The 21,593-nt window shown below is 69.8% G+C and carries 16 protein-coding genes and 9 pseudogenes; 14 read left to right on the top strand and 11 right to left on the bottom strand.

All coding sequences use genetic code 11. The features are described 5' to 3' along the window. Positions 1-400 precede the first annotated feature (400 nt). The 3 genes and pseudogenes from OG609_RS46165 to OG609_RS10130 form a co-directional block, all read left to right on the top strand. Positions 401-1,557 (top strand): annotated as a pseudogene (locus OG609_RS46165) (DUF4153 domain-containing protein); the annotation flags it as partial. 398 nt (positions 1,558-1,955) lie between these two features. After that, entirely contained in the window at positions 1,956-2,666 is a 711-nt protein-coding gene (locus OG609_RS10135; RefSeq protein ID WP_327272512.1) for a ribonuclease HII, read from the top strand. A 60-nt stretch (positions 2,667-2,726) separates the two neighbouring features. Next, the gene (locus OG609_RS10130; protein WP_327272511.1) at positions 2,727-3,347 is read left to right on the top strand and encodes a hypothetical protein; all 621 of its coding nucleotides are present in this window, start codon (positions 2,727-2,729) and stop codon (positions 3,345-3,347) included. A 67-nt stretch (positions 3,348-3,414) separates the two neighbouring features. Here the strand turns inward: OG609_RS10130 and OG609_RS10125 are convergent, their stop codons facing one another. After that, positions 3,415-4,053 (bottom strand): hypothetical protein, encoded by a 639-nt coding sequence (locus tag OG609_RS10125; protein ID WP_327272510.1) that lies wholly within the window; start codon positions 4,051-4,053, stop codon positions 3,415-3,417. Between the two features lie 217 nt (positions 4,054-4,270). After that, complete coding sequence (locus OG609_RS10120) at positions 4,271-4,462, bottom strand: hypothetical protein (RefSeq protein WP_327278409.1); 192 nt, start codon at positions 4,460-4,462, stop codon at positions 4,271-4,273. A 226-nt stretch (positions 4,463-4,688) separates the two neighbouring features. On the opposite strand from OG609_RS10120, the gene OG609_RS10115 reads away from it, so the two are divergent. Then, positions 4,689-5,837, top strand: coding sequence for a PP2C family protein-serine/threonine phosphatase (locus OG609_RS10115; RefSeq protein WP_327272509.1), 1,149 nt, complete (start codon positions 4,689-4,691; stop codon positions 5,835-5,837). A gap of 14 nt (positions 5,838-5,851) precedes the next feature. Here the strand turns inward: OG609_RS10115 and OG609_RS46160 are convergent. The 3 genes and pseudogenes from OG609_RS46160 to OG609_RS10105 form a co-directional block, all read right to left on the bottom strand. Continuing rightward, a pseudogene (locus tag OG609_RS46160) lies at positions 5,852-6,025 on the bottom strand (transposase family protein); the annotation flags it as partial. Between the two features lie 221 nt (positions 6,026-6,246). After that, positions 6,247-6,955: pseudogene (locus OG609_RS10110) on the bottom strand (cation transporter). 2 nt (positions 6,956-6,957) lie between these two features. After that, a complete protein-coding gene (locus OG609_RS10105) occupies positions 6,958-7,293 on the bottom strand; it encodes an ArsR/SmtB family transcription factor (RefSeq protein WP_327272508.1) in 336 nt (111 codons plus the stop codon). A gap of 780 nt (positions 7,294-8,073) precedes the next feature. Here OG609_RS10105 and OG609_RS10100 point away from each other — a divergent pair. Both OG609_RS10100 and OG609_RS46155 read left to right on the top strand, forming a co-directional pair. After that, positions 8,074-10,233, top strand: coding sequence for a RecQ family ATP-dependent DNA helicase (locus tag OG609_RS10100; RefSeq protein ID WP_327277995.1), 2,160 nt, complete (start codon positions 8,074-8,076; stop codon positions 10,231-10,233). A 31-nt stretch (positions 10,234-10,264) separates the two neighbouring features. Then, a pseudogene (locus tag OG609_RS46155) lies at positions 10,265-10,565 on the top strand (DUF4158 domain-containing protein); the annotation flags it as partial. Here the strand turns inward: OG609_RS46155 and OG609_RS10095 are convergent. The 6 genes and pseudogenes from OG609_RS10095 to OG609_RS10070 form a co-directional block, all read right to left on the bottom strand. Further along, entirely contained in the window at positions 10,469-10,789 is a 321-nt protein-coding gene (locus tag OG609_RS10095; protein WP_327272507.1) for a hypothetical protein, read from the bottom strand. The pseudogene OG609_RS46155 and the gene OG609_RS10095 overlap by 97 nt on opposite strands. A gap of 26 nt (positions 10,790-10,815) precedes the next feature. Next, positions 10,816-12,093: a glycosyltransferase family 39 protein gene (locus OG609_RS10090; protein WP_442818068.1), complete on the bottom strand. Its 1,278-nt coding sequence runs from the start codon at positions 12,091-12,093 to the stop codon at positions 10,816-10,818. Continuing rightward, on the bottom strand, positions 12,093-13,316 hold the full coding sequence (locus OG609_RS10085; RefSeq protein ID WP_327272506.1) for a bifunctional glycosyltransferase family 2/GtrA family protein: 1,224 nt from the start codon (positions 13,314-13,316) through the stop codon (positions 12,093-12,095). Before OG609_RS10085 ends, OG609_RS10090 begins: the two co-directional genes overlap by 1 nt. Positions 13,317-13,385: 69 nt before the next feature. After that, entirely contained in the window at positions 13,386-13,892 is a 507-nt protein-coding gene (locus tag OG609_RS10080; protein ID WP_327272505.1) for a hypothetical protein, read from the bottom strand. 11 nt (positions 13,893-13,903) lie between these two features. Continuing rightward, positions 13,904-14,410: a SigE family RNA polymerase sigma factor gene (locus tag OG609_RS10075; RefSeq protein WP_327272504.1), complete on the bottom strand. Its 507-nt coding sequence runs from the start codon at positions 14,408-14,410 to the stop codon at positions 13,904-13,906. A 151-nt stretch (positions 14,411-14,561) separates the two neighbouring features. Continuing rightward, positions 14,562-14,759, bottom strand: a pseudogene (locus OG609_RS10070) (IS701 family transposase); the annotation flags it as partial. Positions 14,760-15,047: 288 nt separating this feature from the next. Here OG609_RS10070 and OG609_RS46150 point away from each other — a divergent pair. The 8 genes and pseudogenes from OG609_RS46150 to OG609_RS10045 form a co-directional block, all read left to right on the top strand. Beyond that, positions 15,048-15,167, top strand: a pseudogene (locus tag OG609_RS46150) (SDR family NAD(P)-dependent oxidoreductase); the annotation flags it as partial. After that, positions 15,142-15,366, top strand: a pseudogene (locus tag OG609_RS46145) (SDR family oxidoreductase); the annotation flags it as partial. The pseudogenes OG609_RS46150 and OG609_RS46145, both read left to right, overlap by 26 nt. 47 nt (positions 15,367-15,413) lie before the next feature. Continuing rightward, positions 15,414-15,506 (top strand): annotated as a pseudogene (locus OG609_RS46140) (hypothetical protein); the annotation flags it as partial. An 80-nt stretch (positions 15,507-15,586) separates the two neighbouring features. Further along, positions 15,587-15,685, top strand: a pseudogene (locus OG609_RS46135) (hypothetical protein); the annotation flags it as partial. Between the two features lie 245 nt (positions 15,686-15,930). Continuing rightward, entirely contained in the window at positions 15,931-17,229 is a 1,299-nt protein-coding gene (locus tag OG609_RS10060; RefSeq protein WP_327277993.1) for a DUF4192 domain-containing protein, read from the top strand. Between the two features lie 375 nt (positions 17,230-17,604). Next, positions 17,605-18,369 carry an NUDIX hydrolase gene (locus OG609_RS10055; protein ID WP_266357133.1) on the top strand — a complete coding sequence of 255 codons (765 nt, stop codon included), beginning with the start codon at positions 17,605-17,607 and terminating at the stop codon, positions 18,367-18,369. Positions 18,370-18,481: 112 nt separating this feature from the next. Continuing rightward, positions 18,482-20,245 carry an ATP-binding cassette domain-containing protein gene (locus OG609_RS10050; protein ID WP_327272503.1) on the top strand — a complete coding sequence of 588 codons (1,764 nt, stop codon included), beginning with the start codon at positions 18,482-18,484 and terminating at the stop codon, positions 20,243-20,245. Between the two features lie 160 nt (positions 20,246-20,405). Further along, positions 20,406-21,293, top strand: a complete 888-nt coding sequence (locus OG609_RS10045) for a FadR/GntR family transcriptional regulator (RefSeq protein WP_327272502.1) — start codon at positions 20,406-20,408, stop codon at positions 21,291-21,293. Positions 21,294-21,593: the final 300 nt, after the last annotated feature.

Genomic DNA, 21,593 nt, shown 5'->3' with positions numbered 1-21,593 from the left:
CATCCCACTGTCACGGTACTGCCACAGCCCTTCCTCACGCGGTCGGAGACAGTAAGGGGAAGCTACTCCTTCGGCCACGCCGCCCTCGGTGATCATCCTGATGGGTGTGCACCGAAATGAGACGCCGGGGTGCCCCCGCGCTGCCCAGCGGCGGTGCGTGCAGACCCCGGTGGGCGGCCCATGTCCGATCACACGTCAGAAACGCCCCGGCAGGAAGATGCATCCGAGCGGTCCGAGCCGTCGGGTCAGGCCGGGACGTCCGAGTTGGCCGCATTGTCGAAGGCTTCGCTGCCGGAGCCTCGCGGAGCCGCTCCCGAGCCGCCGAAAGTGCCGGCATACGCGCAACCGGGCGGGCAACAGCATTCGCCCAACCCCTGGCGGCCGCCAACCCCAGGCCCCGGCGCTCTCGCGGCTGCGCCCGGCCAGGCCCGCCCTCATTCAGAGCGCGACGCTCTACTCCGTCCTTGCCACCGCGATACTGAGCGCCCTGCTGCTGGGTGACGGCCTCGGCCTGAATCTGCTGATCGTCGCGGTCCCCGCAGCGCTCGCGGCCTTCTTTGCCGCACGGGCGGCCGGCCGTCGCCTCCGCCCATGGACAGCTGTCTGGGCGGTCAGTGGCTTGGCGCTCCTCGCCGTCCCGGCCCTTCGGGACGCCGGATGGCCCACCTTCCTCGCCGTTGTGTCGGCCGTCGCCCTGGGCTCACTCGCCCTGCACGGCAGCCGCAGCTGGCTCGGGGTGTTTCTCGGCTCACTGGGCCTGTTCAGCTCCGTCGCCGACGGTCTGGCCTGGGGCGGGCGAGGCGTGCGCGAGCGCATGGCAGGCTCCCGAGGCCGGTTGGGCGCGGTATTTCGTGGCAGCTTCTCTGGGCCACACTCCTCACGCTGCTGGTGATCGCACTCGCCCTGCGCTGGGCCCCTCGCGGACGGGGGAGCGACCGCACTCTCGTCCGGAGCGTGCTCGGCGTGCTCTGCCTGCTCACGCTCATCGTCGTGGCGTCCGCGCTGAGGCGCATGGACCTGTACGTCGATGCGTACGGTCTGACGCGGCTGCGAATATCCGTGGCTGCGGTGGAACTCTGGCTGGGCGTGGTGCTCGTCCTGACCACGGCAGCCGGAGCGTTCGGCGCCCGCCTGCTGCCGCGAACCGTGGCTGCGAGCGCAGCCGTCGCCGTGCTCGCGTTCGGACTGATCTCGCCCGACGGGCTGGTGGCGGAGCAGAACGTTCAGCGGTACCGCAACGACCACTCGATCGACATCGACTACCTCCGGGGCCTGTCGGCCGACGCCGTACCCGCTCTGGACACACTGCCCGAGCCGCTCCGCTCCTGTGCCCTCATGGATATTGAACGGTCGCTGCGAGACTCCGACGATCCCTGGTACGCCACCAGCTGGGGCGAGGCGCGGGCCCGGGACATTCTGAGAGGGGGTTAACGACCTCTGAGAAAGCGGGGTTCGAGCGATCTGGCGCAGGCATGCAACGCTTCGCGTACGAGCAGCGGAGGCAGCGATCGCGGGGGTGACGAAGACGATCCGTACGATCCCTACGACCCGTACTGACGTGGACTGAGCCGCACAGGTGCAGGTCGAGCGACCGCGGTGCGGCCTGCACCTGGTGTGTGGGGCTGAGGCGGCGTGCTCAACGCTCTGTGCGAGTGGCAGAAGGTCCGCCGCCGCCCGGGTTCCGCGCTGCGTTCCGTACTTCACGAATGTGATGCAGTCACTGCTGGGCACCCTCAGTCGGTGATCCTCAGTCGCGTTTTCCTGGTGTCTGCACAACACTTCGTGAGCACCGGCTTCGTACGCACAGCTCCTCGGACGCATGTACCGCAGCAAACTGAACGCCGGTGCCCATGACCGTGCCGCAATCCGCTCTGTGGCTCGGTGTGCGGCCGGGGCGGCCGTCGGGCGCCCCGGGGTGTTGTCGGCGTCCCCATCGGCGTACGCTGACAGGCGCCATGCCGTACGAACCACCCACGCACACCGTCGAGCGCTCACTGCGCGCTACCACTGGTGCCAAGACCGTCGCCGGTGTCGACGAGGTCGGACGCGGAGCGTGGGCGGGTCCGGTCACTGTGTGTGCGGCCATCACAGGCCTTCGCAGACCTCCCGCCGGACTCACCGACTCCAAGTTGATCAGCCCCAAGCGCCGCGCGGAGCTGGCCCCGTTGCTGGAGCGCTGGGTCACCGCGTTCGGCCTGGGTGATGCCTCACCGCAGGAGATCGACGACCTGGGGATGACGGCTGCACTGCGCCTTGCCGCTGTGCGCGCCCTCGAAGCCCTGCCGGTGCGGCCCGACGCGGTGATACTCGATGGCAAACACGACTACCTGGGACGGCCGTGGCAGGTCCGCACAGTGATCAAGGGCGACCAGTCCTGTATCGCGGTCGCTGCTGCTTCGGTGATCGCGAAGGTCCGACGGGACACGATGATGGCCGAACTGGGCGCGGATTCCGGCGAGTACGCCGCCTTCGCCTTCGGTGCCAACGCCGGTTACCCGTCGCCCGTGCACAGGGCCGCGCTGGAGGAGTGGGGACCCACACCCCACCACCGCCTCTCGTGGTCCTACCTCGACGCGCTGCCCAGGTGGCAGCACCTCAAGAAGGTCCGCTTCTCCGCCGAGGCGGCTGCACTGGAAAGCGGGGGCCAACTCGGCTTCGACTTCTGATTGCGCACATGTACCCACCCGCTGATGCCTTGCGTGTCGGCGTTTGATAGACAACCACCCATGCCTCTCATCCCCGAGGAGCCTCAGATTCACGAGAGCGTCCAGGGTCCCCGCGTCTCTCCGGCCGCAGGCCGCACCGCGTCGACCCCCCGTCCTGTACCCGGTCCGCGTTCAGCGGCCATGCCGCGCCCCGGTCGCCCGGGACCCGGCCCCGCGAGGCCCGCGCCCCCGGCGCAGCGTCCGCACTCCACCTCCGGCCAGCCCCAGGCGGCCCGGCCGGAGAATCGTTCCGCACCGCAGATCCAGCTGATCCCTGCCTCGGCTGCCGGCGCACTCGACGCTGCCGACGAAGCGGTGGACCTGCTGCTCGACTCCGGACGCGCACCAGGCGACATCCTGGTGCTCACCACTGGTGAGCAGCACCCGTGGGCGGTGCACGAACTCTCCTTCGGCGAGGCCGCCTACTGGGCGCAGCACGAAGCCGGCGATGACGTCTTCTTCGCCGGTGCCGCAGCCACGGAGCGGGTGAAGCCCCGCCCCGTGGTGATCGTCGCCGTCAACGGCGACAGCGGTGACGCCGTTGCCGGCGCACTGTCCGGTGCGCGGGAACACGCCGGTGCCCTGCTGATCGTGTGCGGGGACCCGCAGCGGATCAACGCGGTGCTCGGCGTCGGCGTCTGATCCGTAGAGGACACAGGGCCGTGGTGACCCGGCTGCCCGACAGGGCGGCCGGGTCCGCAACCACGGGTCAGCGTGCCGCGGTGCGTCGCAGCGACTGAGCAGCACCGCCGCCGGTGCGCAGCGGGACCGGATCGTGGTCGAGCGATATGTCGGCAGGAGCGAACGGCTGTGATGTCGAGGTGGGCCGACGCCCGCCCCGGCCCTCGCCCAGCACCTGCCAGCCGTCGCGGGTCAGCGTGATGTACGCGCCGCACCGAAGGCCGTGCAATGTGCAGGCGTCCCGCAGGCCCCACATCCACGCTCCATCCTCCTCCGTCCAACGCTCGTCCCCCTCACGGCAGTAGAGCAGGACTGCGGTACGGACAGGTGTGCGGCGGCGCAGGTCGTGCGGGATGACCCGTCGCAGATGCGCCAGCAGCGCGTTGCGGAACTCCCAGCCGTCTGCGGCTATGGAGCGGCGGGCGAACGAGGCGCTGGCCGTGAGGTGTTCCTCATGGTCGAGTACGGCGACGACAGCCGTCGCCGGGGTTGGCCGGTGTCGGGCGTGCAGGCCGCTGACAACCTCGCGGGGACTGCGCAGCAACGGTATGCCCGCTTCGGCCCACTCGGCCGGTTCGAGCATCCTGGCAAGGCGGTTGGCGGAATCGGCGGATGCCGAGGACGCCGACATCGAAGTGGCTGCGGACGGAGCGAATCCGAAGGTCACGATCCTCCCTTCGCATACGCGCCCACGGTGCGGGCAGGGTCGGGTGGGGGCGCACCGCGGCACGGCCCTTCCGGGCCGCGAAAGGGCCGTGCGGGGAGCGAGTCCAATTCTTCCTGGCGTATCGGTGGGCGGCAACGAGCAATTGGCGCAGCTGACGGGAATCAGCCGGAATGACTCTGATATCCCTGCCCACGCCGTGCCTGGATGACGCCTCCTGTCACGCCTGAACGACAAGGACCAGCGGAAACACTCCCTGCGCCCCGGCACGGCGCAGCAGCCGCGCGGCCACGGTCGGTGTCCAGCCGATGTCGGAGAGCCGGCCAAGTGCGCGGCCGGTGAACGACAGTTCTCCGGCAGGAATACGGCCCTTGAGATCAATGCCCACGGCGGCGGGACCGGTCGGCCACATCTTGCGGGGCGCCTGGTGTCGTACCAGCCGACCCACTGGACAACGGGGCTCGACCCCGAAGTCGTCGCGGAGGACCCCGGTGGCCGCGTGACACGTCAGGAGATGACGCGACCGTGGCCTTCTGCCCATGGCGACCTCGCCAGCTGCGGACGGTCACGGCCAAGACCGCTCCAGCGGGACCGGGGACCGACCTGCGGGACCGCCGAGCGGATGTTAAACCGGAGGCATGGGACTGTGGCGGCGGCTCTCGTTCCGCCAGCATTCCTGGCAGGCCAGCGATGCTCTGCTGGCGATCCCGCTCGCTCTGATCGCGGGCATCGTGCTGGCCGACGCAACGATCGGGCCCGACGTGCCGTTGGGCCCCCTGCTGATCGTGGCGCCCGCGCTCACCGCCTCTTTCGCCGGCCCCCTCCTGACCGCCCTGGTCGGAGCCATCGCCGTGGCGGCCCTGTTCGGTATCGGCGTGGGGCTCCAGATCCTGACCACGGAGGGCATCGGCGCGCAGATCGTCGCCGTGGTGGTGGTCTCGACGATCGTGACGGTGTTCCGGTGGCTGCGGGACCGGTACGGTCGTGAACTGGCGCAGGTGCGGACGGTGTCGGAGGCCACGCAGCGAGCGGTGCTCAGACCACTGCCGCGGCGGATCGGGCCACTGCGGGTGGCGTCGGTGTATCTCGCGGCGGAGGAGCAGGCACAGATCGGCGGCGACCTGTATGCGGCCACCCGCACCTCGGCCGGCACCAGACTGATCATCGGGGATGCGAGGGGCAAGGGCCTGACCGCGATCGGTGATGCCGCGCTGCTGCTAGGTGCGTTCCGGGCGGCCGCACACCGGCAGTCCTCCCTACCCGACCTCATGGCCTACCTGGAGAACAGCGTGTGCTGGAGCATGGTCGAACCCACCGAGTCGGAGCAGGAGGGGGAGTGCTTCATCACCGCCGCGGTCATCGACATTCCCGACGCGGGTCCAAAGGTGGAGATGATCAGCTGCGGGCACCCGCCCCCCTTGCTGCTACGCGATGGGCAGGTCACCGCGCTCAACGCCACCCGTCCCGCGCCGCCGCTGGGCCTGGGCGAGCTGACCACAACGGAGTACCTGGTGGACACCTTCGCACTGGAGCCCGGGGACCTGCTGCTGCTGTACACCGACGGCGTGGTGGAGGCCCGGGACTCCGGCAGGGTCTTCTACCCGCTGGCCGAGCGTGCCGCCTCTCAGGTGCACGACAGTCCCCAGGCCCTGGTCCACCACCTGCGCGCCGACCTGCTGAGCCATGTCGGCGGGCACCTGGGCGACGACGCCGCCATGGTCTGCATCCAGCGCACCTCCGGCCCCGCTCCGGCGACCTCCACGGCGGCAATACAGCAACCGCCGTGACCGCGCGACTTGTGCCAGCGGATGCGCGCCGTCCGGCCGCCGTAGGGCAGATGCCGAGGCGCGGTGACGGGCCGGTCCTTGCGCACGGTGGAGACGACGCCGCAGGTCGGACACGCCCGCGCGGACTCGTCCGTGGTGGCCACATGCACCCTCGGCCCGGGGCGGGAGTTCACCGTGCGGGCAGCCATCGCCGCGACCGGTGACTACGGCACACCCTTTGTTCCGGACGTTCCCGGGCGGTCGGATTTCGGCGGCCGGGTGCTGCTTCCGGACCTGCCCGGCGGCCCACGCCCCCTGTGCGGCGGGGGCGCCGCCGACGAGGAACGAGGAGGGCGGGCTGCCCCGAAGGGCCGCTACAACCGCTGTCCAGGCCCCGTCGGGTCCATGTCCCCGCAAGTCCCCGCACCGGTCAGCAGCAGTCGCAACCGGGTAGGCAGCCGCAGGCGTCCGCCTCGGCGCCCGGGGACGGCACCGCGGCGGACGGCGGCGCGCAACAGCCCTCTCCCCGCCAGGCGTCGCGGCCTTCCTTGACCGCGATGGCCGCGATGACCAGGGCGGCGATCGGGTCGGCCCAGGACCACTCGAGCGTGGCATTGAGGACCAGGCCGATCAGGAGGACGGCGGAGAGGTAGGTGCACAGCAGGGTCTGCTTGGAGTCGGCGACCGCGCTGGCCGAACCCAGTTCGCGCCCGGCCTTGCGCTGGGCCGCGGACAGGAACGGCATGATCGCCAGGGACAGCGCGGCGATGACGATGCCGGGGACCGACCGCTCCGCCTCTCCGGTGCCCGCCAGTGCACGGACGGCGTCGACGGTGACATACGCGGCAAGCGCGAAGAACGACACCGCGATGATCCGCAGGGTCGTCTTCTCCCTGGCCTCGCACGGCGTGCTCGCGGGCAGAGAACTGCCAGGCGACCGCCGCGGCGGAGGACACCTCGATGACCGAGTCCAGGCCGAAGCCGACCAACGCGGTGGAGGAGGCCATCGTCCCGGCGGTGATCGCGACGATGGCCTCGATGACGTTGTACGTGATGGTCGCGGCGACCAGCAGGCGTATGCGGCGAGCCAGTACGTCACGGCGGGCACGGGCGGGGCCTACAGATGGCTTCGCGGCCATGGTCAGCAGCAGCCCTTCTCCGCGGCGTCCACACAGGTCTTGTCGGCCTCGACCGCCAGCACGGCGGAGCGCAGATCCTCCAGCGCGTGCCCAAGACGCTCGTCGGCGAGTTCGTAGCGGGTGCGGCGGCCCTCAGGTACGGCCACGACCAGGCCGCAGTCGCGCAGGCACGCCAAATGGTTCGACAGCCGGGTGCGGGAGATACCCAGCGCCTCGGCGAGGTCGGAGGGGTGGGCCGGGGCCTCGCGCAGCGCGAGCAGCAGGCGGCAGCGGATCGGATCGGCCAGCGCCCGGCCGAACCGGGTCAGAGCGTCGAGGTCGGTGGCGAGGGTCAGCATGGACAAGACGATACATGGATGCTTGAATTCAGGAAATCCTGAACTGTGGGAGCTCTGTCGAGTCCGCGTCCCCATGCCGGCGCGCCTACGTGCGGCGTTCACCGCCGAGATGGCCACTGCCCCGGCCCGACGGCAGGACGGTGGCGGGCCGCCGAGCGGGCCCCACTGTGCGCTGCTCTGCTGATGCAGCGGACGGTGCCTTGGCGGGCGTGAGGTCCAGCCGGTACAGGCGCCAAATGAGTACCTCGCTGACGGAATCCGCCTTCAGGCGTCGCAGCTGAGCTGGGGCTGACTGGTGAGGATTGGGGCTGACTGGTGAGGAGATGAACAGGCTCCTGTTCGGGCTCACCCTTACGACCTTCGCCGGCGGCGGACACCAGGGTGATTCCGCTCCGAAGCGGCACCTGTCCGCGGTCAGTTCTCCGGCCCCTGGGGCTGCATGCGCGTCGTCGGCATCCGCGGCCTCCCGCCGCCCCGACTCCTAGGCCACCTCGGGACATCGTGGGAGGCATGGGGCTCTGACCCGCAGTGAATTGAGCAAGCGGACACAGCGTGAGCGTGGAGAATCCGGTGCTTCGGGGCTACGGAACTGGGAGGGCATTCGAATTCCAGCCGGAATCGACGCCCTGACCTGCGTAAACGTACTGTTCGAGGGTGGTCGTGGCTGAAGGGTCCGCCTCGTCCGTCCTCGATAGGTGTGTGCCCGGTGGGCCGTTTGTGAGTTGGTTGTCACGCGGGGTGAAGTGGTGGATTGTCCTTGCTATCGGGTTGCATGGGGGCATGGACAACCTGGAGCTCCGCACTGAAGCCGATGCCATCCTCGCTGAGCTCGTCGGTGACCCCGGGGGTTCGGCGCGGCTGCGGGAGGACCAGTGGCAGGCGGTGGCGGCTCTGGTGCAGGAGCGCCGTCGTGCACTGGTGGTGCAGCGAACCGGCTGGGGCAAGTCGGCTGTGTATTTCGTGGCCACCGCACTGCTGCGGCGGCGTGGCTCGGGTCCTACGGTGATCATTTCGCCGCTGCTGGCGCTGATGCGTAACCAGGTCGAGTCGGCGGCGCGGGCGGGTATTCATGCGCGCACGATCAACTCGGCCAACCCGGAGGAGTGGGAAACGATCTACGGGGAGGTGGAGCGCGGTGAGACCGACGTTCTCCTTGTGAGCCCGGAACGTCTCAATTCTGTGGATTTTCGCGATCAGGTGCTGCCGAAGCTCGCGGCCACGACTGGTCTGCTGGTGGTCGACGAGGCGCACTGTATTTCCGACTGGGGGCACGACTTCCGGCCTGACTACCGTCGGCTGCGGGCGATGCTGGCCGAGTTGCCCGCAGGCGTGCCGGTGCTGGCCACCACCGCGACCGCCAACGCGCGGGTCACCGCGGATGTGGCCGAACAGCTGGGCACCGGTGCCGGCGAGGCCCTGGTGCTCCGCGGTCCGTTGGAGAGGGAAAGCCTGCGCCTCGGTGTGGTCCAGCTACCGGATGCCGCGCACCGCCTGGCCTGGCTCGCAGAGCATCTGGACGACCTGCAGGGCTCGGGGATCATCTACACCCTCACTGTTGCCGCGGCCGAGGAGGCCACCGCCTTCCTGCGCCAGCGGGGCTTCCGCGTGGCCTCGTACACGGGGAAAACGGAGAACGCTGACCGGCTGCAGGCCGAGGTCGACCTGCAGGAGAACCGAGTGAAGGCACTGGTCGCGACTTCGGCGCTGGGCATGGGCTACGACAAGCCGGACCTGGGGTTCGTGGTGCATCTGGGGTCGCCCTCCTCACCCATCGCCTACTACCAGCAGGTGGGGCGTGCGGGGCGTGGTGTGGCCCACGCCGATGTGCTGCTGCTGCCGGGCAAGGAGGATGAGGCCATCTGGCGCTATTTCGCTGATACGGCATTCCCGCCCGAGGCGCAGGTTCGGCAGACACTCTCGGCCCTTGCCGGTGCGGGACGGCCGCTGTCGGTGCCGGCCCTGGAGGCGGCGGTGGATCTTCGGCGCAGCCGGCTGGAGTCGATGCTGAAGGTGCTGGATGTCGACGGTGCCGTCAAGCGGGTGAAGGGCGGCTGGACGGCCACGGGAGCCGAGTGGGTGTACGAGGCTGAACGTTACGCGTGGGTCGCCAAGCAGCGGGCGGCCGAGCAGCAGGCCATGCGCGATTACGCGAGCGCGTCCCGGTGCCGGATGGAGTTCCTGCGCCGGCAGCTGGACGACGAGGGAGCGGCGCCGTGCGGTCGTTGCGACAACTGCGCCGGGCCCTGGGCTGATCCTTCCGTCTCGGCGGAGGCGTTGACGGGGGCGACGAAGGAACTGGACCGCCCCGGGGTGGAGGTCGAGCCGCGCCGCATGTGGCCGACGGGGATGCCCGCACTGGGCATCGACCTCAAGGGACGTATCCCAACCAAGGATCAGTGCGCCATCGGGCGTGCTCTGGGTCGGCTGTCGGACATCGGCTGGGGCAACCGGCTGCGCCCGCTGCTGGCTGAGAACGCACCCGATGGGCCGGTCCCCGACGATGTCCTGCAGGCCGCGGTGGCGGTCCTCGCCGACTGGGCGCGCTCCCCGGGCGGCTGGGCACCGAATGCCCCGGACGCCACTGCCCGGCCGGTAGGAGTCGTTGCTGTGCCGTCCCTGACCCGCCCGCAACTGGTCGACTCCCTCGCCGAGGGAATCGCGACCATCGGCCGCCTCCCCTTCCTGGGCGCCCTGACGTATGCCGGGTCGAACGGCACTCACGCGGCACGCCGGAGCAACTCCGCCCAACGCCTCAAGGCGCTGTCCGGCGCCTTCACCGTCTCTGAGGAACTGGCTGGCGCCCTGGCTACCTCTCCCGGCCCCGTCCTGCTCGTGGACGACTACACCGACTCCGGCTGGACCCTCGCGGTCGCTGCCCGCCTACTCCGCCAGGCAGGCAGCGAAGGGGTTCTTCCGTTGGTCCTCGCTGCGGCAGGCTGAGCTGCTGCCTGGACAGCGAACCACCCAAACGGAGACGGAGCTGAGGGTGTGGGTGGACGCGGGCCTGGACGACCGGGGAGGGCCCGAAGGCGCTGTTCGACGCGGCGACGGGGTCGTTGTGCGAGCGGCGGGTGCTGCTGCCTGGCGTGACCACACTCGCGCGGCTGGTCGCTTCTGTACGGGAAGCGGCGAACCAGCGGCTGTGGGACACCCTCTACGGTCTGCTGAGCATCGGTCAGCGGGCAGTGCTCGATTCCCTGTCGACCGTGCCGCCGGGGGTGCGGGTGTCGGAGCTGGACCGGTTGCGACGCGGTCCGGTGCGCCTCGGCGGACAGATGCCGCCGACGTACATAGCGCTGATGAGGGGCTGCCCGTCGCGGACCGGGCGGCGGGCGAGGGAGTCGTCGCAGCCCTGTGGGCTGAAGTCGCCGATGAGGACCTGCCGTCCGTTCCCGGGGGCGCCGGTGGGGTTCCGTACGGGACCTGGATCGCGTGCAGGATCACGGTGTGCCGGACTCGAGGTCGACTGCTTGGCGGTGGGCAGGGTCGTGGGCATCGGGCATCCATTCCTGGGTCCGTCGATTACGGGACGCCGAGCTCGAAAAGGCCGTAGCCCGCGTACGAGCCGGAAGCCAGGGCCGCGATGCCGAGGAGCATGAGCTGGTGGGTCAGGCTGAGGCGGCGCAGGGCGAGGGCGAGCGGGAGAAAGAGCGGGAAGAGGGGGAGCAGATAGCGGGAGACGTTGCCGAATATCTGCTGGCTGCCCAGGACGAGGACGAGGGTGAGGACGGTGTAGACCATCAGGACGGCCGGGGGACGCAGCCGGATCAGCAGCGAGAGCAGTGCGAGCGCGAGCAGGACGACACCGACGCCGATCAGGTCCGCGAAGGGCCAGGCGGAAAGATAGTCGAAGTGGCCCACCGGGACGGACGTGAGGACGTCGAGGGTGTGCCGGCCGTAGTCCCACTCGTGGGCCCAGGCATCGGACTGAAGCCTGAAGTAGCCGCCGTAGTCCCCCATTTGGTGACCCACCCAGCCGAGATAGGCGAGGAGGCCGAGCGGGGCGACGGCCATCGCGGCCACCGGACGCAGGATGCCGTCCCGGGGACGGTAGAGCGCGAGCAGGGCCGCGACGGCGACGGCGGCGATCAGCGCCACGGCGGTGGGCCGGTTGAGCCCTGCCACGCAGGTGAGGAGACCGGCGGTGAGCCAGCGGCGGCTCAGGACGGCATGGCAGGCCCAGACGGCCAGGGCCACGTAGAGGGAGTCGGAGTAGACCGCCCACTCCACGCCGGAACCGGGCCAGACGGCCCAGAGTCCGGCCGCGGCCAGCCCGGCCCGCCTGCCGCCGAGGCGTTCGGTGATGGCGTAGATGCCCAGGGCGGCGGCCAAGGAGGCGACGACGGAGACCAGCAGGCCGGCGCCGTACACGCCGAGGCCGGTGAGCTCGGAGACCAGCCGCATCAGCGCCGGGTAGAGCGGGAAGAACGCCGCCGAGTTCCCTTCGAGGGTGATCGGGCCGGTGGCGCCGGGGATCGGGACCAGCCGAGGGTCGTACCCGTGCACGGCGATCTGCTGGTACCACCAGCCGTCCCAGCTGGCCAGGACGTCCCACGGGCGGGCGCCGCCGCCGAAGCGCGGGTTCTTCGTGCGGTAGTCCCCGGCGGAGTGCAGCAGCCACATGAAGGCGGCGAAGCCGATGAACTTGAGCGTGCCGTAGACGGCCAGTACGGGGCCGTAGTGCTCGGCTGTGCGGCGCAGCCGGCGCCGGCGGTCGGGGCCCGTGGTGGCGGGCTGCTGCGAAAGCCTCGCGTTCCAGCTCGGGGTGGTGGTCGCGGTCGTACGGGCGGTGGTCCTGATCACGCGCGGAACACCCACGCTCGGAAGAACAGGAACCGCAGCAGCGTCGCGCCCAGGTTGGCGGCGAGGAGTACGGCGAGTTCGGTGGCCTGCCCGGCCGAGGGCACCGCGTGGTGCAGGGCGGCGAGCGATCCGCCGGTGAACGCCAGGCCGATCAGGAGGACTACCAGGCCCCTGCCCTGGTGGCGCAGCACACCGCCGCGGCCACGGAGGCCGAAGGTGAGCCGCCTGTTCACGGCCGTGTTGGCGACGGCGCAGACCAGCAGCGCGAGTGCGTTGGCGGCCTGGGATCCGGCCACCGGGCGCAGCGCCGCGTAGAGGAGCAGGTATGCGAGGGTGCTGACGGCTCCCACGGCGGCGAAGCAGACGAGTTGGGTGACGAGCCTGCCCGGTGCTTCGGCGCCACCGTCGCGGAGCGACCCGCCCGGCGGCAGCGCGCCCCGCGCCAGTGCCCCGCCGATCCTGACGATGCCGCGCAGGTCGGCCAGTGCCGTGGCGAGGATGTCGACCCGGGTGTCGGGATCGTCCACCCAGTCGACCGGCACCTCATGGATGCGCAGCCCGGCACGCTCGGCGATCACCAGCAGTTCGGTGTCGAAGAACCACTCCGAGTCCTGTATGAGCGGCAGCAGTCGCTCGGCCACATCACGCCGCACCGCCTTGAATCCGCACTGCGCGTCGGAGAAGCCCACGGCGAGGACGGAGCGCAGGAGGGCGTTGTAGCAACGAGAGGTGATCTCTCGCTTGGGGCCGCGCACCACCCGGGAACCGGGGGCCAGGCGGGTGCCGATGGCGATATCGGAGTGGCCGGAGAGCAGCGGGGCCACGAGCGGCAGCAACGCCGTCAGTTCCGTGGACAGGTCCACGTCCATGTACGCGAGTACGGGGGCCGACGAGAGCGACCAGGCGGTACGCAGTGCCCGGCCGCGCCCCTTCTCGGCCAGCCGAAGCCACTGTGCTTCGGGCAGTTCGTCTGCCAGCCGAGCGGCGATCCGCGGGGTGCTGTCCGTGCTGGCGTTGTCGGCGATGGTGATACGGAACGGATAGGGGAAGGTCTCGCACAGGTGTGCGTGGAGCCGCCGCACGCTCGGCTCCAAATCTCTCTCCTCATTGAACACGGGGACGACCACGTCCAGGACGGGCTCCGGGTGGTGCGTCGCCACCGGTGCGCGGTGCGGCAGTGGGCTCAGGTCCTTCAGGGCCAGTGGCCCTTGGTTTCTCATGTTTTGTCCTTTTCGTGGCCTGGTGCGGGGCAGGCCGAAGAGACTCGGGGCGACGGTGTGCTAACCCCGTTACGGGGTGACGAGCGAGGACGAGGCGGTCGACGGCTGGTTCCGCGCGGTCGCCGTACCCGAAGGCGGGGCCGAGGTCGAGGGCGGCGACGCGCCCTCTGCGCTCCCCGGCAGGGTCTCGGTGGCCGTGGCCGTACTCCCGGTCGTGGCCGGCGGCGTGATTGCGGCGGTCCCGTCCGGGGGCGCGGGGGCAGTGGAGGCGCCCGAGGAGGAGGGCGCGCTCGGGGACGCGTCGGGTGTCGCGGGCGAGGCGGAGGGTGACGGGCTTGTCGTGGGCTGTGGGCCGGGGTGGCTGGGCTCGACCCGGGTCGCATGGCCGGGCAGCAGGAGCAGCCCGACACTGAGCCCGACGACGGCCAGGACGGAGCCGACTGCCCTCTGTGCGGCCCGTCTCCGACAGCGGACACGCACCCCTGCCTGGAGACGTTCCCGGTGCCTCGGCTCGAACGGTGCGGGTGCCTCGGTGTCGCGCATCATCTGTGCCAGCTGCCGCTCGAAGTGATCCATGGGGTTCTCCTTCACCGCACCGGCTCGTTCACATTGCCCAGGAGCTGCCTCAGCCGCGCCACTCCGCGTGCGGCATGGGACCGAGCCGTGCCCACCGGGCACCCGAGCACCTCCGCCACCTGCCCCTCGGGCAGGTCCTGGTAGTAGCGCAGCACTACCGCCACCCTCTGCTTCGGCGACAACTGGGCCAGCGCGGCCTCCAGCCGAGAACGCTCCACCACGTCCGTGGACACATCGCCGACCACCGCCGCCTCGGGCAGCTGTTCGACGGGGCGTTCACCCCACCAACGCCGCTGTCCCGAGCGTGCCGCCGCACGCATCATCACCTTGCGGACGTATGGCTCCGGTGCGTCATCCGCGACCTTGGGCCAGACGAACCAGAGCTTGACCAAGGACTCCTGCAACAAGTCCTCGGCCCGATGTCGATCGCCTCCGACGAGCAGACGAGCCAGGTGGACCAGCGCCGACCAGCGGGCAGCCACGAACTCGTCGAACGCGCGGGCTCGACTCTGCTCCATCCACACTGTCCCTGTTCTCGCCGGTTGCCTACACCCTGTAGAAGGCACTGGCATGCGGCCCACGATGCACCTGCGGCCCGTGATCTGGATCACAGGGCATGCCGACGACAAGCGCGAGACGCTCCTCCGTCCCGTCCCGTCCTCCTGCTTCGCTCTGGAAGCATTCCTCGACAGCCCAGCGACTGCAGGCGATCCGGATCAGTTGATCAAGTGTGGTGTCTGAGCGGCAGTAGGCGATGTAGTAGGAGATCTCGTCGGGGCGGCTGACGCTGCGGCGGGCGACCACCCAGTGTCGGCGATCCTCCCGGTGTCAGGGCCGCACCTCGACGCGCGCCCAGTCGCCGCCCCTCGGAGTATTCAGGCCCCGCTGAGCCCATCTCCGGCGCGCCTCAGGACTTGGGAGAGAAGCTCAGCCGCGTAGCAGCCAGGGCGCCGAGGGCCAGCAGGACGACGGACACCCACAGGCCGGACAGATGGTTGCCGGTGGCGTCTTCGGTGTAGCCCATGATGTAGGGGCCGACGAAGCCGCTGGTGATGCCGATGGTGTTGAGCAGTGCCAGGCCGCCCGCGAGGGTCTTGCCCGCGAGCCGAGTGGCGGGGAAGTTGAACAGCAGGGGCTGGACGACGCTCGGTCGACTTCCTCGTACCCGCTGCCGGGATCTATCCCGAACAGGCCGTCGCCGACATGACTGACGAGCAGTGGAACGCGGTTATCTCGGTCAACCTCAACGGTGTCTTCTACCTCACCCGCGCCGTCCTGCCCCCACCTCAAAGAGGACGGCAGCATCGTCAATCTGACCTCCATGGCCGGTCACCGCGGCAGCGTCCGGCACGCGCACTACTCGGCGACCAAGGGCGCACTGGACGCCTTCTCCCGCAGCCTCACCTGGGAACTCGGCTCCAGGGCACGGATCAACATGGTCTCGCCCGGAATCATCGAGACCTCCATGACCCGCGACTACGTCGCCACCCGCGGTGACACCGCTCTCTCCGCCACCCCCTCGGCCGACCGGGCAGGCCGGAGGAAGTGGCCTCCGTCGTCGCCATCTTGTGCTCGCCCGCGGCGAGCTTCGTGCGGGCGAGGTCATCCATGTGAACGGCCGCATGCACATGGCCTGAGCACACACGAGAACAACGGTGGAGAACGCGGTACAGCGAGTGGGAGCGGAGCGGAACATGACGACCGAAGCGGCGATCTACCCCGACCTGAGCGGCAGGTCCGTGTGCGTCACCGGCGCCGCGCGTGGTTTGGGCCTGGCGATGGCGGACGCCTTCGTGCGCGCCGGATGTCATGTGCTGCTGCTCGCCACTGCTCCTCCCGCAGCCTTGCAGCGCCTGAGGTGTCCCCGACGAGTCGGGCAAGTACGGAATCAGCTGAAGCCCTGAGCTCTGCGCGGTCTGCGTTGGTCATGCCCCATGCAACCCGATGGCTACGACAAACCGCGAACGGCCCCGCTGCCCTGTGGATAAAGTTATCCACAGGGGTCGCGGAATTCGGCCGCCCGCGGGACGGTCATGCCATGAATCAGCACCACGAATCCACCGGTCCGGCCGACGAGCAGCAGATCACTCTGCGGGGGCCTGCCGAACTTGCCGATGCCCTCCCGTATCTCATGGGGTTCCACCCGAACGACAGCGTGGTCATGGTCGCCCTGCACGGCGGCCGGGGCCGTTTCGGCGGGCGGCTCAGGCTCGGCATCCCGCAGTCACCTCAAGAATGGCCACCCGTCGCCGAGCAGCTTGCCGAGTGCCTGATTAAGGGGAGCGAGCGGCGTGGGGAGCGCCCTGACGCGATCGTCATCTTCCTCTGCCAGGATCCTGCCGAAGGTGAGAGCGGCAGTCAGATCATGGAGCGGCTGAAGCCCCTTGCCCAGCGTTTGCGTACGGCCTGTGGTGCGTTCGACGTACCCGTACTCGAAGCGCTCTGCATCTCTGCCGGCCGGTACTGGTCGTACTGCTGCCCGGACGAGCGATGCTGCCCGGTCGAAGGAAACCAGCTGGCTCTGCCCGGTACCTCGGTGATGGCGGCTGCCGCCGCATACGCGGGCATTCAGGTGCGCGGAACGCTTCGGGAGATGGAGGCCAGGCTTGCACCCCTGAACACGACGGTGGCTGCAGAACAGCAACGGGCACTCGACTCGGCCGGGGCCGAGCTGGTGCCGAAGATCCTCGACGAGGTGGGACGCAAGGACGTGGCCCGAGAGACCTTGGGGCTTGCCCGAAGGCTCATGAAACGCCTCATGGAGGCGCCGGTTACGGTGTCCTCCGCGTCGGACATCAATGACGACCGGCTGATCAGCCATGACGAGGCCGCTGCGGTGATCCTCGGTCTGCAGGACCGGGAAACCCGTGACAAGGCGGCCGAATGGATGGAAGGGCCCGAAGCCGATTCCGCGTTGCGACTCTGGCGGGCGCTGTCCCGTCGCTGCGTCGCACCGTACGAGGAGCACGCCGCGGCGCCGCTGACCCTGGCCGGGTGGGTCTCCTGGTCGACGGGCGATGAACCGGGCGCGCGGGTCGCGCTGGGTCTCGCCCTGCGGGTGGATCCCGGGTACACCTTTGCTCAACTTCTCCATGAGGCGTGCAACCAAGGCCTTGATCCGGAGACGCTGCGTCGCTGTCTACGGCGGGAGCGCAGTGCTCGTACGGGCCGTCGCGGCCACCGTACGGACCGGAGCACGCGGTCCCGCGCGGCACGCCCGACCGCCGCACGGCGAAGGAAGACCCCATCCGGTTCCGCCCGCCCCGAAACGGCAACCACCCGACGCCGGCCAGGGCAAGCCTCCCCCAGCCGTCGCGGGTCCAGGAGCGGTCGGTGATCCTCGTGCCTTGTCGCTCCGCCCCTGACGGGGGCCGGCAGCGCCCGGGCTGTCGTCGTCGACGGTCGTCGCCGGAGGCTGTGAGGGCGGCCGGTGCTCCGTGCGACACCGGTTTGAGGGGGTACACGGCCCACTGCGGTGAAGTCGGTGCCGACTCAAAAGCCGACCGCGGTTCGATCTCCATGCTGCGGGGACTGCCGGCAGGAGTCGCCATGGTGCGCGGACTCGGTGATCTTCAGGGCGTCCATGGCCGACGCCCTGAAGATTTCCGGCCGGTGAGCGGGCCGGGGCCACAGCGAGGAATCTGGCGTCCTGACGGACGAAGAGCACGGCGAAGGGAGTGTTTATCGTCAGGCAGACGACTATGATCGCCGCATGCCGCCCTACGACCCGTCGACCTTCCCGCCTTTCGCTGTCACCGTCGACCTGGTCGTGCTCACGGTGCGCCGTCATGCGCTCTGCGCGCTGGTGGTACGCCGCGGTGAGCCGCCGTTCCAGGGCCGATGGGCGCTGCCCGGCGGGTTCGTCAAAGCCGATGAGGATCTCGGAGCCGCAGCAGCACGCGAGCTCGTCGAGGAGACCGGCCTGTGCGCCCAGGATCCTGCAGCCCCGGCGGTGGGCAACGGCGCCCATCTCGAACAGCTCGCCACCTACGGCGACCCCGGGCGTGACCCCCGGATGAGGGTTGTCAGCGTCGCTCACCTCGCTCTGGCCCCTGACCTTCCGGCCCCCCGGGCGGGTGGCGATGCGAACAGTGCGCGTTGGGCGCCTGTTGAGGATCTGCTCGGACCGGAGGGTGGCTTCGGCCATGAGGGCGAAAACCAGGCCCCGTTGGCCTTCGATCATGCGCAGATCCTTGCCGACGGCGTCGAACGGGCGCGTTCCAAGATCGAGTACTCCTCCCTGGCCACCGCTTTCTGCCCGCCGGCTTTCACGGTCGGTGAGCTTCGGAGGGTGTACGAGGCGGTGTGGGGCGTGGTTCTCGACCCGCGGAACTTTCACCGCAAGGTGACAGGCACGCCCGGCTTCCTGGTGCCTGCCGGTGGGACGACTACTCGGCAGGGCGGCCGCCCTGCCCAGCTCTTCCGGGCCGGTGCGGCCACGGTGCTCAACCCGCCGATGCTGAGGCCAGAAGTCTGACCTTGCGGAACGCCCGCAAGGTCGACCCTGCGCAAAAAGTCGGATATGTCGCGTTATCTTGCTGCGGTACCCTCCCTGCCGCCGAGCGGTCTCATCTTCCGCGAGAGAAGCGATGCTCCAGGCCATCGGACTCACCAGCGCCCGCCGCCGTGGCCTTCCGGCCGCCGTGGACGATCTCACCTTCGAAGCCCGGCCCGGCCGCGTCACCGCACTTCTGGGCGCCCCCGGCTCGGGCAAGACCACAGCCCTCCGCTTGATGCTCGAACTCGACTCGGGGCGGGGGATCACCTACTTCCGGGGCAGACCGTTGCACCACATCCCGCACCCCGTGCGTGAGGTGGGCGTACTCCTCGGGGACGTGCCCGGTCACCCCGCCCGTACCGTTCGCGGCCAACTCCGCATGCTCTGCGCCGCCGCAGGCGTACCGGCGTCCCGGGCCGACGAACTGCTCGAGGCCGTCGGTCTTGCCGGACTCCGGGACCAGCGCATCGGCACACTCTCGCTCGGCATGGACCGCCTCCTCGCCCTCGCTTCGGCGCTGCTCGGCGACCCGCACACGCTCATCCTCGACGACCCCGTAGAAGGTCTCTCTCCGCGCGAGGAGTGCTGGTTGCACGGGCTGCTGCAGGCCCATGCCGCCCAGGGCGGGACCGTTCTGTACACCACGACCGATCCCAAGGAGGCCGCGCGAGCAGCCGACCATGTGGTCACCATCGACGGCGGACGTCTGATCGCCGACCAGAGCGTCAGGGACTTCTCCCGGACCCGACTCCGCCCCCGGGTCGCGGTCCGTAGCCCCCACGCAGCTCGCCTTGCCGCCGTCGTCAGCCGCGAGGCCCGAGCGGCCAGGCGCTCGGTCGAGGTGGTCGCCGAAGCAAGCAGCCTCCTCTCCGTGTACGGCTCCACCTGCGCGGAGATCGGCGACGCGGCATTCCGGCACGGGCTCCCGGTGCACCGGCTCGCCGACGAGGTCGCCGACATCGGTCCCACAGAACCTGCAGATGCCGCAGACCCCGCTGTCGGCGAAGGCGAAGGGCAAGTCGAACCTCGACCGGCCGCGCGGGCAGCCGGTCCGGAACTCTCGCCGCCGATCCGGCGCCGACCGCCCCGTGGCCCGCTCCACCCGCTGCGATACGAACTGCGCCGCCTCCTCGGGGTCAGGACAACAACCTTGATCGTGGGTGCTGTTCTGGTCGCCTCGATCGGGATTTCCGTCCTACTCGCCCGCTCCGGCCATGCTCAGCTGCCGAAGGTGTTGGCGGCCTGGCCGTCGCTGCTGCCACTGCCGCCCGCAGCGGTCGGGGCCGGACTGCTCGGTGCCTTCTCGTTCGGCGACGAGTTCCGCTACCCCGCGTTGGCGGCGGGTCGAGGCGCCGTTCCCCACCGCCTGGGGTTGCTTCTTGCCAAGCTCGTGGTGTCAGCGGGCGTCGCCCTGGTGCTCGCTCTGGCTGTCGTGCTGGCCTCCGCCGAAGCCCTTCACCTCGTGTACGGCAACGAGATCAGGGTTCCTTCGAATTCGGTATATCTGAGTGCGAGTTGGGCGGGGCTGACCGTGGGCTGCGCCTGGGCGGGCCTCCTGGCCGCCGGAGTCTTCAGAGCGACGACGGCCGGTATCGCTGCGGTACTTGCCGTTCCTGTGCTCGTCGTGCCGATTGTCCAGGGCTTGCTGACGGGGCCGGCCTCTCGTCCGGTCGTCGGGCTTCCAGCCAGGCTCCGCGAGCTGGTGTGGCCGCGCTGGCCGCAGGAGACGGACCGATGGGTGGCAGCTGTCGTGCGCGTGGTGGCACACCCGGTGGGGGCTGCGTTGTCGTTGTCGTTGTCGGTCCTGATCTGTGCGTATCTGTTCACCAGCCTTCGCGGCAGGGTCCGTTGGTGATCGCAGGGTGGTGGCAGATCGCTCGGAGCCTCACAACTTCCTTGAAGATGCCCGATTTCAACCAATAAGGCGTCAATTGGGGGGTGGGTGCCGATCACCCTTTCGTGTGCTTTTCACCAAAGACCTCAAGGGTCGGCTGGGCCGCGCCGACAAAGGATGCGTGAGTACCCTTGCGCACACCATGATGACCGCCGCCCGCTCCGCCGACTCCGGCCTCGCCGGTCCGGGTGAACTCGACCGCTACCCGTATGCGGAGGCGCCGGCCGGCGAGCGTGCCGCTCTTCGCTCCTGGGACGGTCCCGATGCCGAGCTCGGCCGGGCGAGCCGACGAGGCTCGGCCAGCCGTGGCCGTGGCCTCCACGGCCAACTCGTTCAGCAGTTGGGCCAGATGATCGTCTCCGGTGATCTGGGCGCCGACCGCCCCCTCGTGCCGGAAGAGATCGGTCAGCGTTTCGAGGTCTCCCGCACCGTCGTACGTGAATCACTGCGTGTTCTTGAGGCCAAAGGCCTGGTCAGCGCCCGGCCCAATGTGGGTACCCGGGTCCGCCCCGTCAGTGACTGGAATCTGCTGGACCCTGACATCATCGAGTGGCGTGCCTTCGGTCCTCAGCGCGAGGATCAGCGCCGTGAGCTGGGGGAGCTCCGGTGGACGATCGAGCCGCTCGCTGCCCGTCTCGCCGCAGGTCACGGCCGTGAGGATATTCAGCAGCGCCTCAGTGACATGGTCGAGATCATGGGGCACGCGCTCGGACAGGGCGACGGGATCACCTGCTCCCGGGCCGACGCGGAGTTCCACTCCCTGCTCATCCAGGCGGCGGGCAATCGCATGCTTGAGCACCTCTCCGGCATCGTCTCGGCGGCCCTGCAGGTCTCGGGCGGTCCGGTCACGGGCTGCGACCGCCCCAGCGAGACATCCCTCGGCCACCATGCCCGGATCGTCGATGCCCTCGCATCCGGCGACTCGGCGGGTGCCGAAGCTGCCATGCGTCAACTGCTCGTCGTCCACCCCGAGGTGGAGCGGGTGGTGCCCGCGCCCCGCGAGCACTGAGCGCAACACGGCCAGGGTGTACGAAGCACGTGTCGCCGGGCCCCAGTGGTCCGGCGGCACAATTGTGGGGGGATGGTACCTCTGGTCACGTTCGTCGCAAATGAGGTGTGACTCGGGCCACGCGGATTGGGCGTAACACTCCTCGAAACAGTGCGATGACTTAAGAGGTGACCGCCGCGGAAGGAATACAGCAGCCGTTCAGTGCGCTGTGCAGTTCTGAGGCCAAACCCGCGCCGTCGGTACATTCCCAGCCCGACGGTCGTCGGCTCCAGCCCTCTCCAGGGCCGGGCCGGAAGCCGT

Source organism: Streptomyces sp. NBC_01224 (assembly GCF_036002945.1).
Lineage (GTDB): Bacteria > Actinomycetota > Actinomycetes > Streptomycetales > Streptomycetaceae > Streptomyces.
The sequence above is the reverse complement of the archived record's forward strand: the minus strand, read 5'-3'. Positions and strand labels throughout refer to the sequence as shown.

Coding starts and splice junctions, on each gene's coding strand:
- OG609_RS10085 (WP_327272506.1), bottom strand. CDS start 13,316: ATGAGAAACCAAGGGCCACTGGCCCTGAAGGACCTGAGCCCACTGCCG.
- OG609_RS10080 (WP_327272505.1), bottom strand. CDS start 13,892: ATGGATCACTTCGAGCGGCAGCTGGCACAGATGATGCGCGACACCGAG.
- OG609_RS10075 (WP_327272504.1), bottom strand. CDS start 14,410: ATGGAGCAGAGTCGAGCCCGCGCGTTCGACGAGTTCGTGGCTGCCCGC.
- OG609_RS10105 (WP_327272508.1), bottom strand. CDS start 7,293: ATGCTGACCCTCGCCACCGACCTCGACGCTCTGACCCGGTTCGGCCGG.
- OG609_RS10095 (WP_327272507.1), bottom strand. CDS start 10,789: ATGCCCACGACCCTGCCCACCGCCAAGCAGTCGACCTCGAGTCCGGCA.
- OG609_RS10130 (WP_327272511.1), top strand. CDS start 2,727: ATGCCTCTCATCCCCGAGGAGCCTCAGATTCACGAGAGCGTCCAGGGT.
- OG609_RS10115 (WP_327272509.1), top strand. CDS start 4,689: ATGGGACTGTGGCGGCGGCTCTCGTTCCGCCAGCATTCCTGGCAGGCC.
- OG609_RS10060 (WP_327277993.1), top strand. CDS start 15,931: ATGAATCAGCACCACGAATCCACCGGTCCGGCCGACGAGCAGCAGATC.
- OG609_RS10100 (WP_327277995.1), top strand. CDS start 8,074: ATGGACAACCTGGAGCTCCGCACTGAAGCCGATGCCATCCTCGCTGAG.
- OG609_RS10120 (WP_327278409.1), bottom strand. CDS start 4,462: ATGTGGCCGACCGGTCCCGCCGCCGTGGGCATTGATCTCAAGGGCCGT.
- OG609_RS10055 (WP_266357133.1), top strand. CDS start 17,605: ATGCCGCCCTACGACCCGTCGACCTTCCCGCCTTTCGCTGTCACCGTC.
- OG609_RS10135 (WP_327272512.1), top strand. CDS start 1,956: ATGCCGTACGAACCACCCACGCACACCGTCGAGCGCTCACTGCGCGCT.
- OG609_RS10050 (WP_327272503.1), top strand. CDS start 18,482: ATGCTCCAGGCCATCGGACTCACCAGCGCCCGCCGCCGTGGCCTTCCG.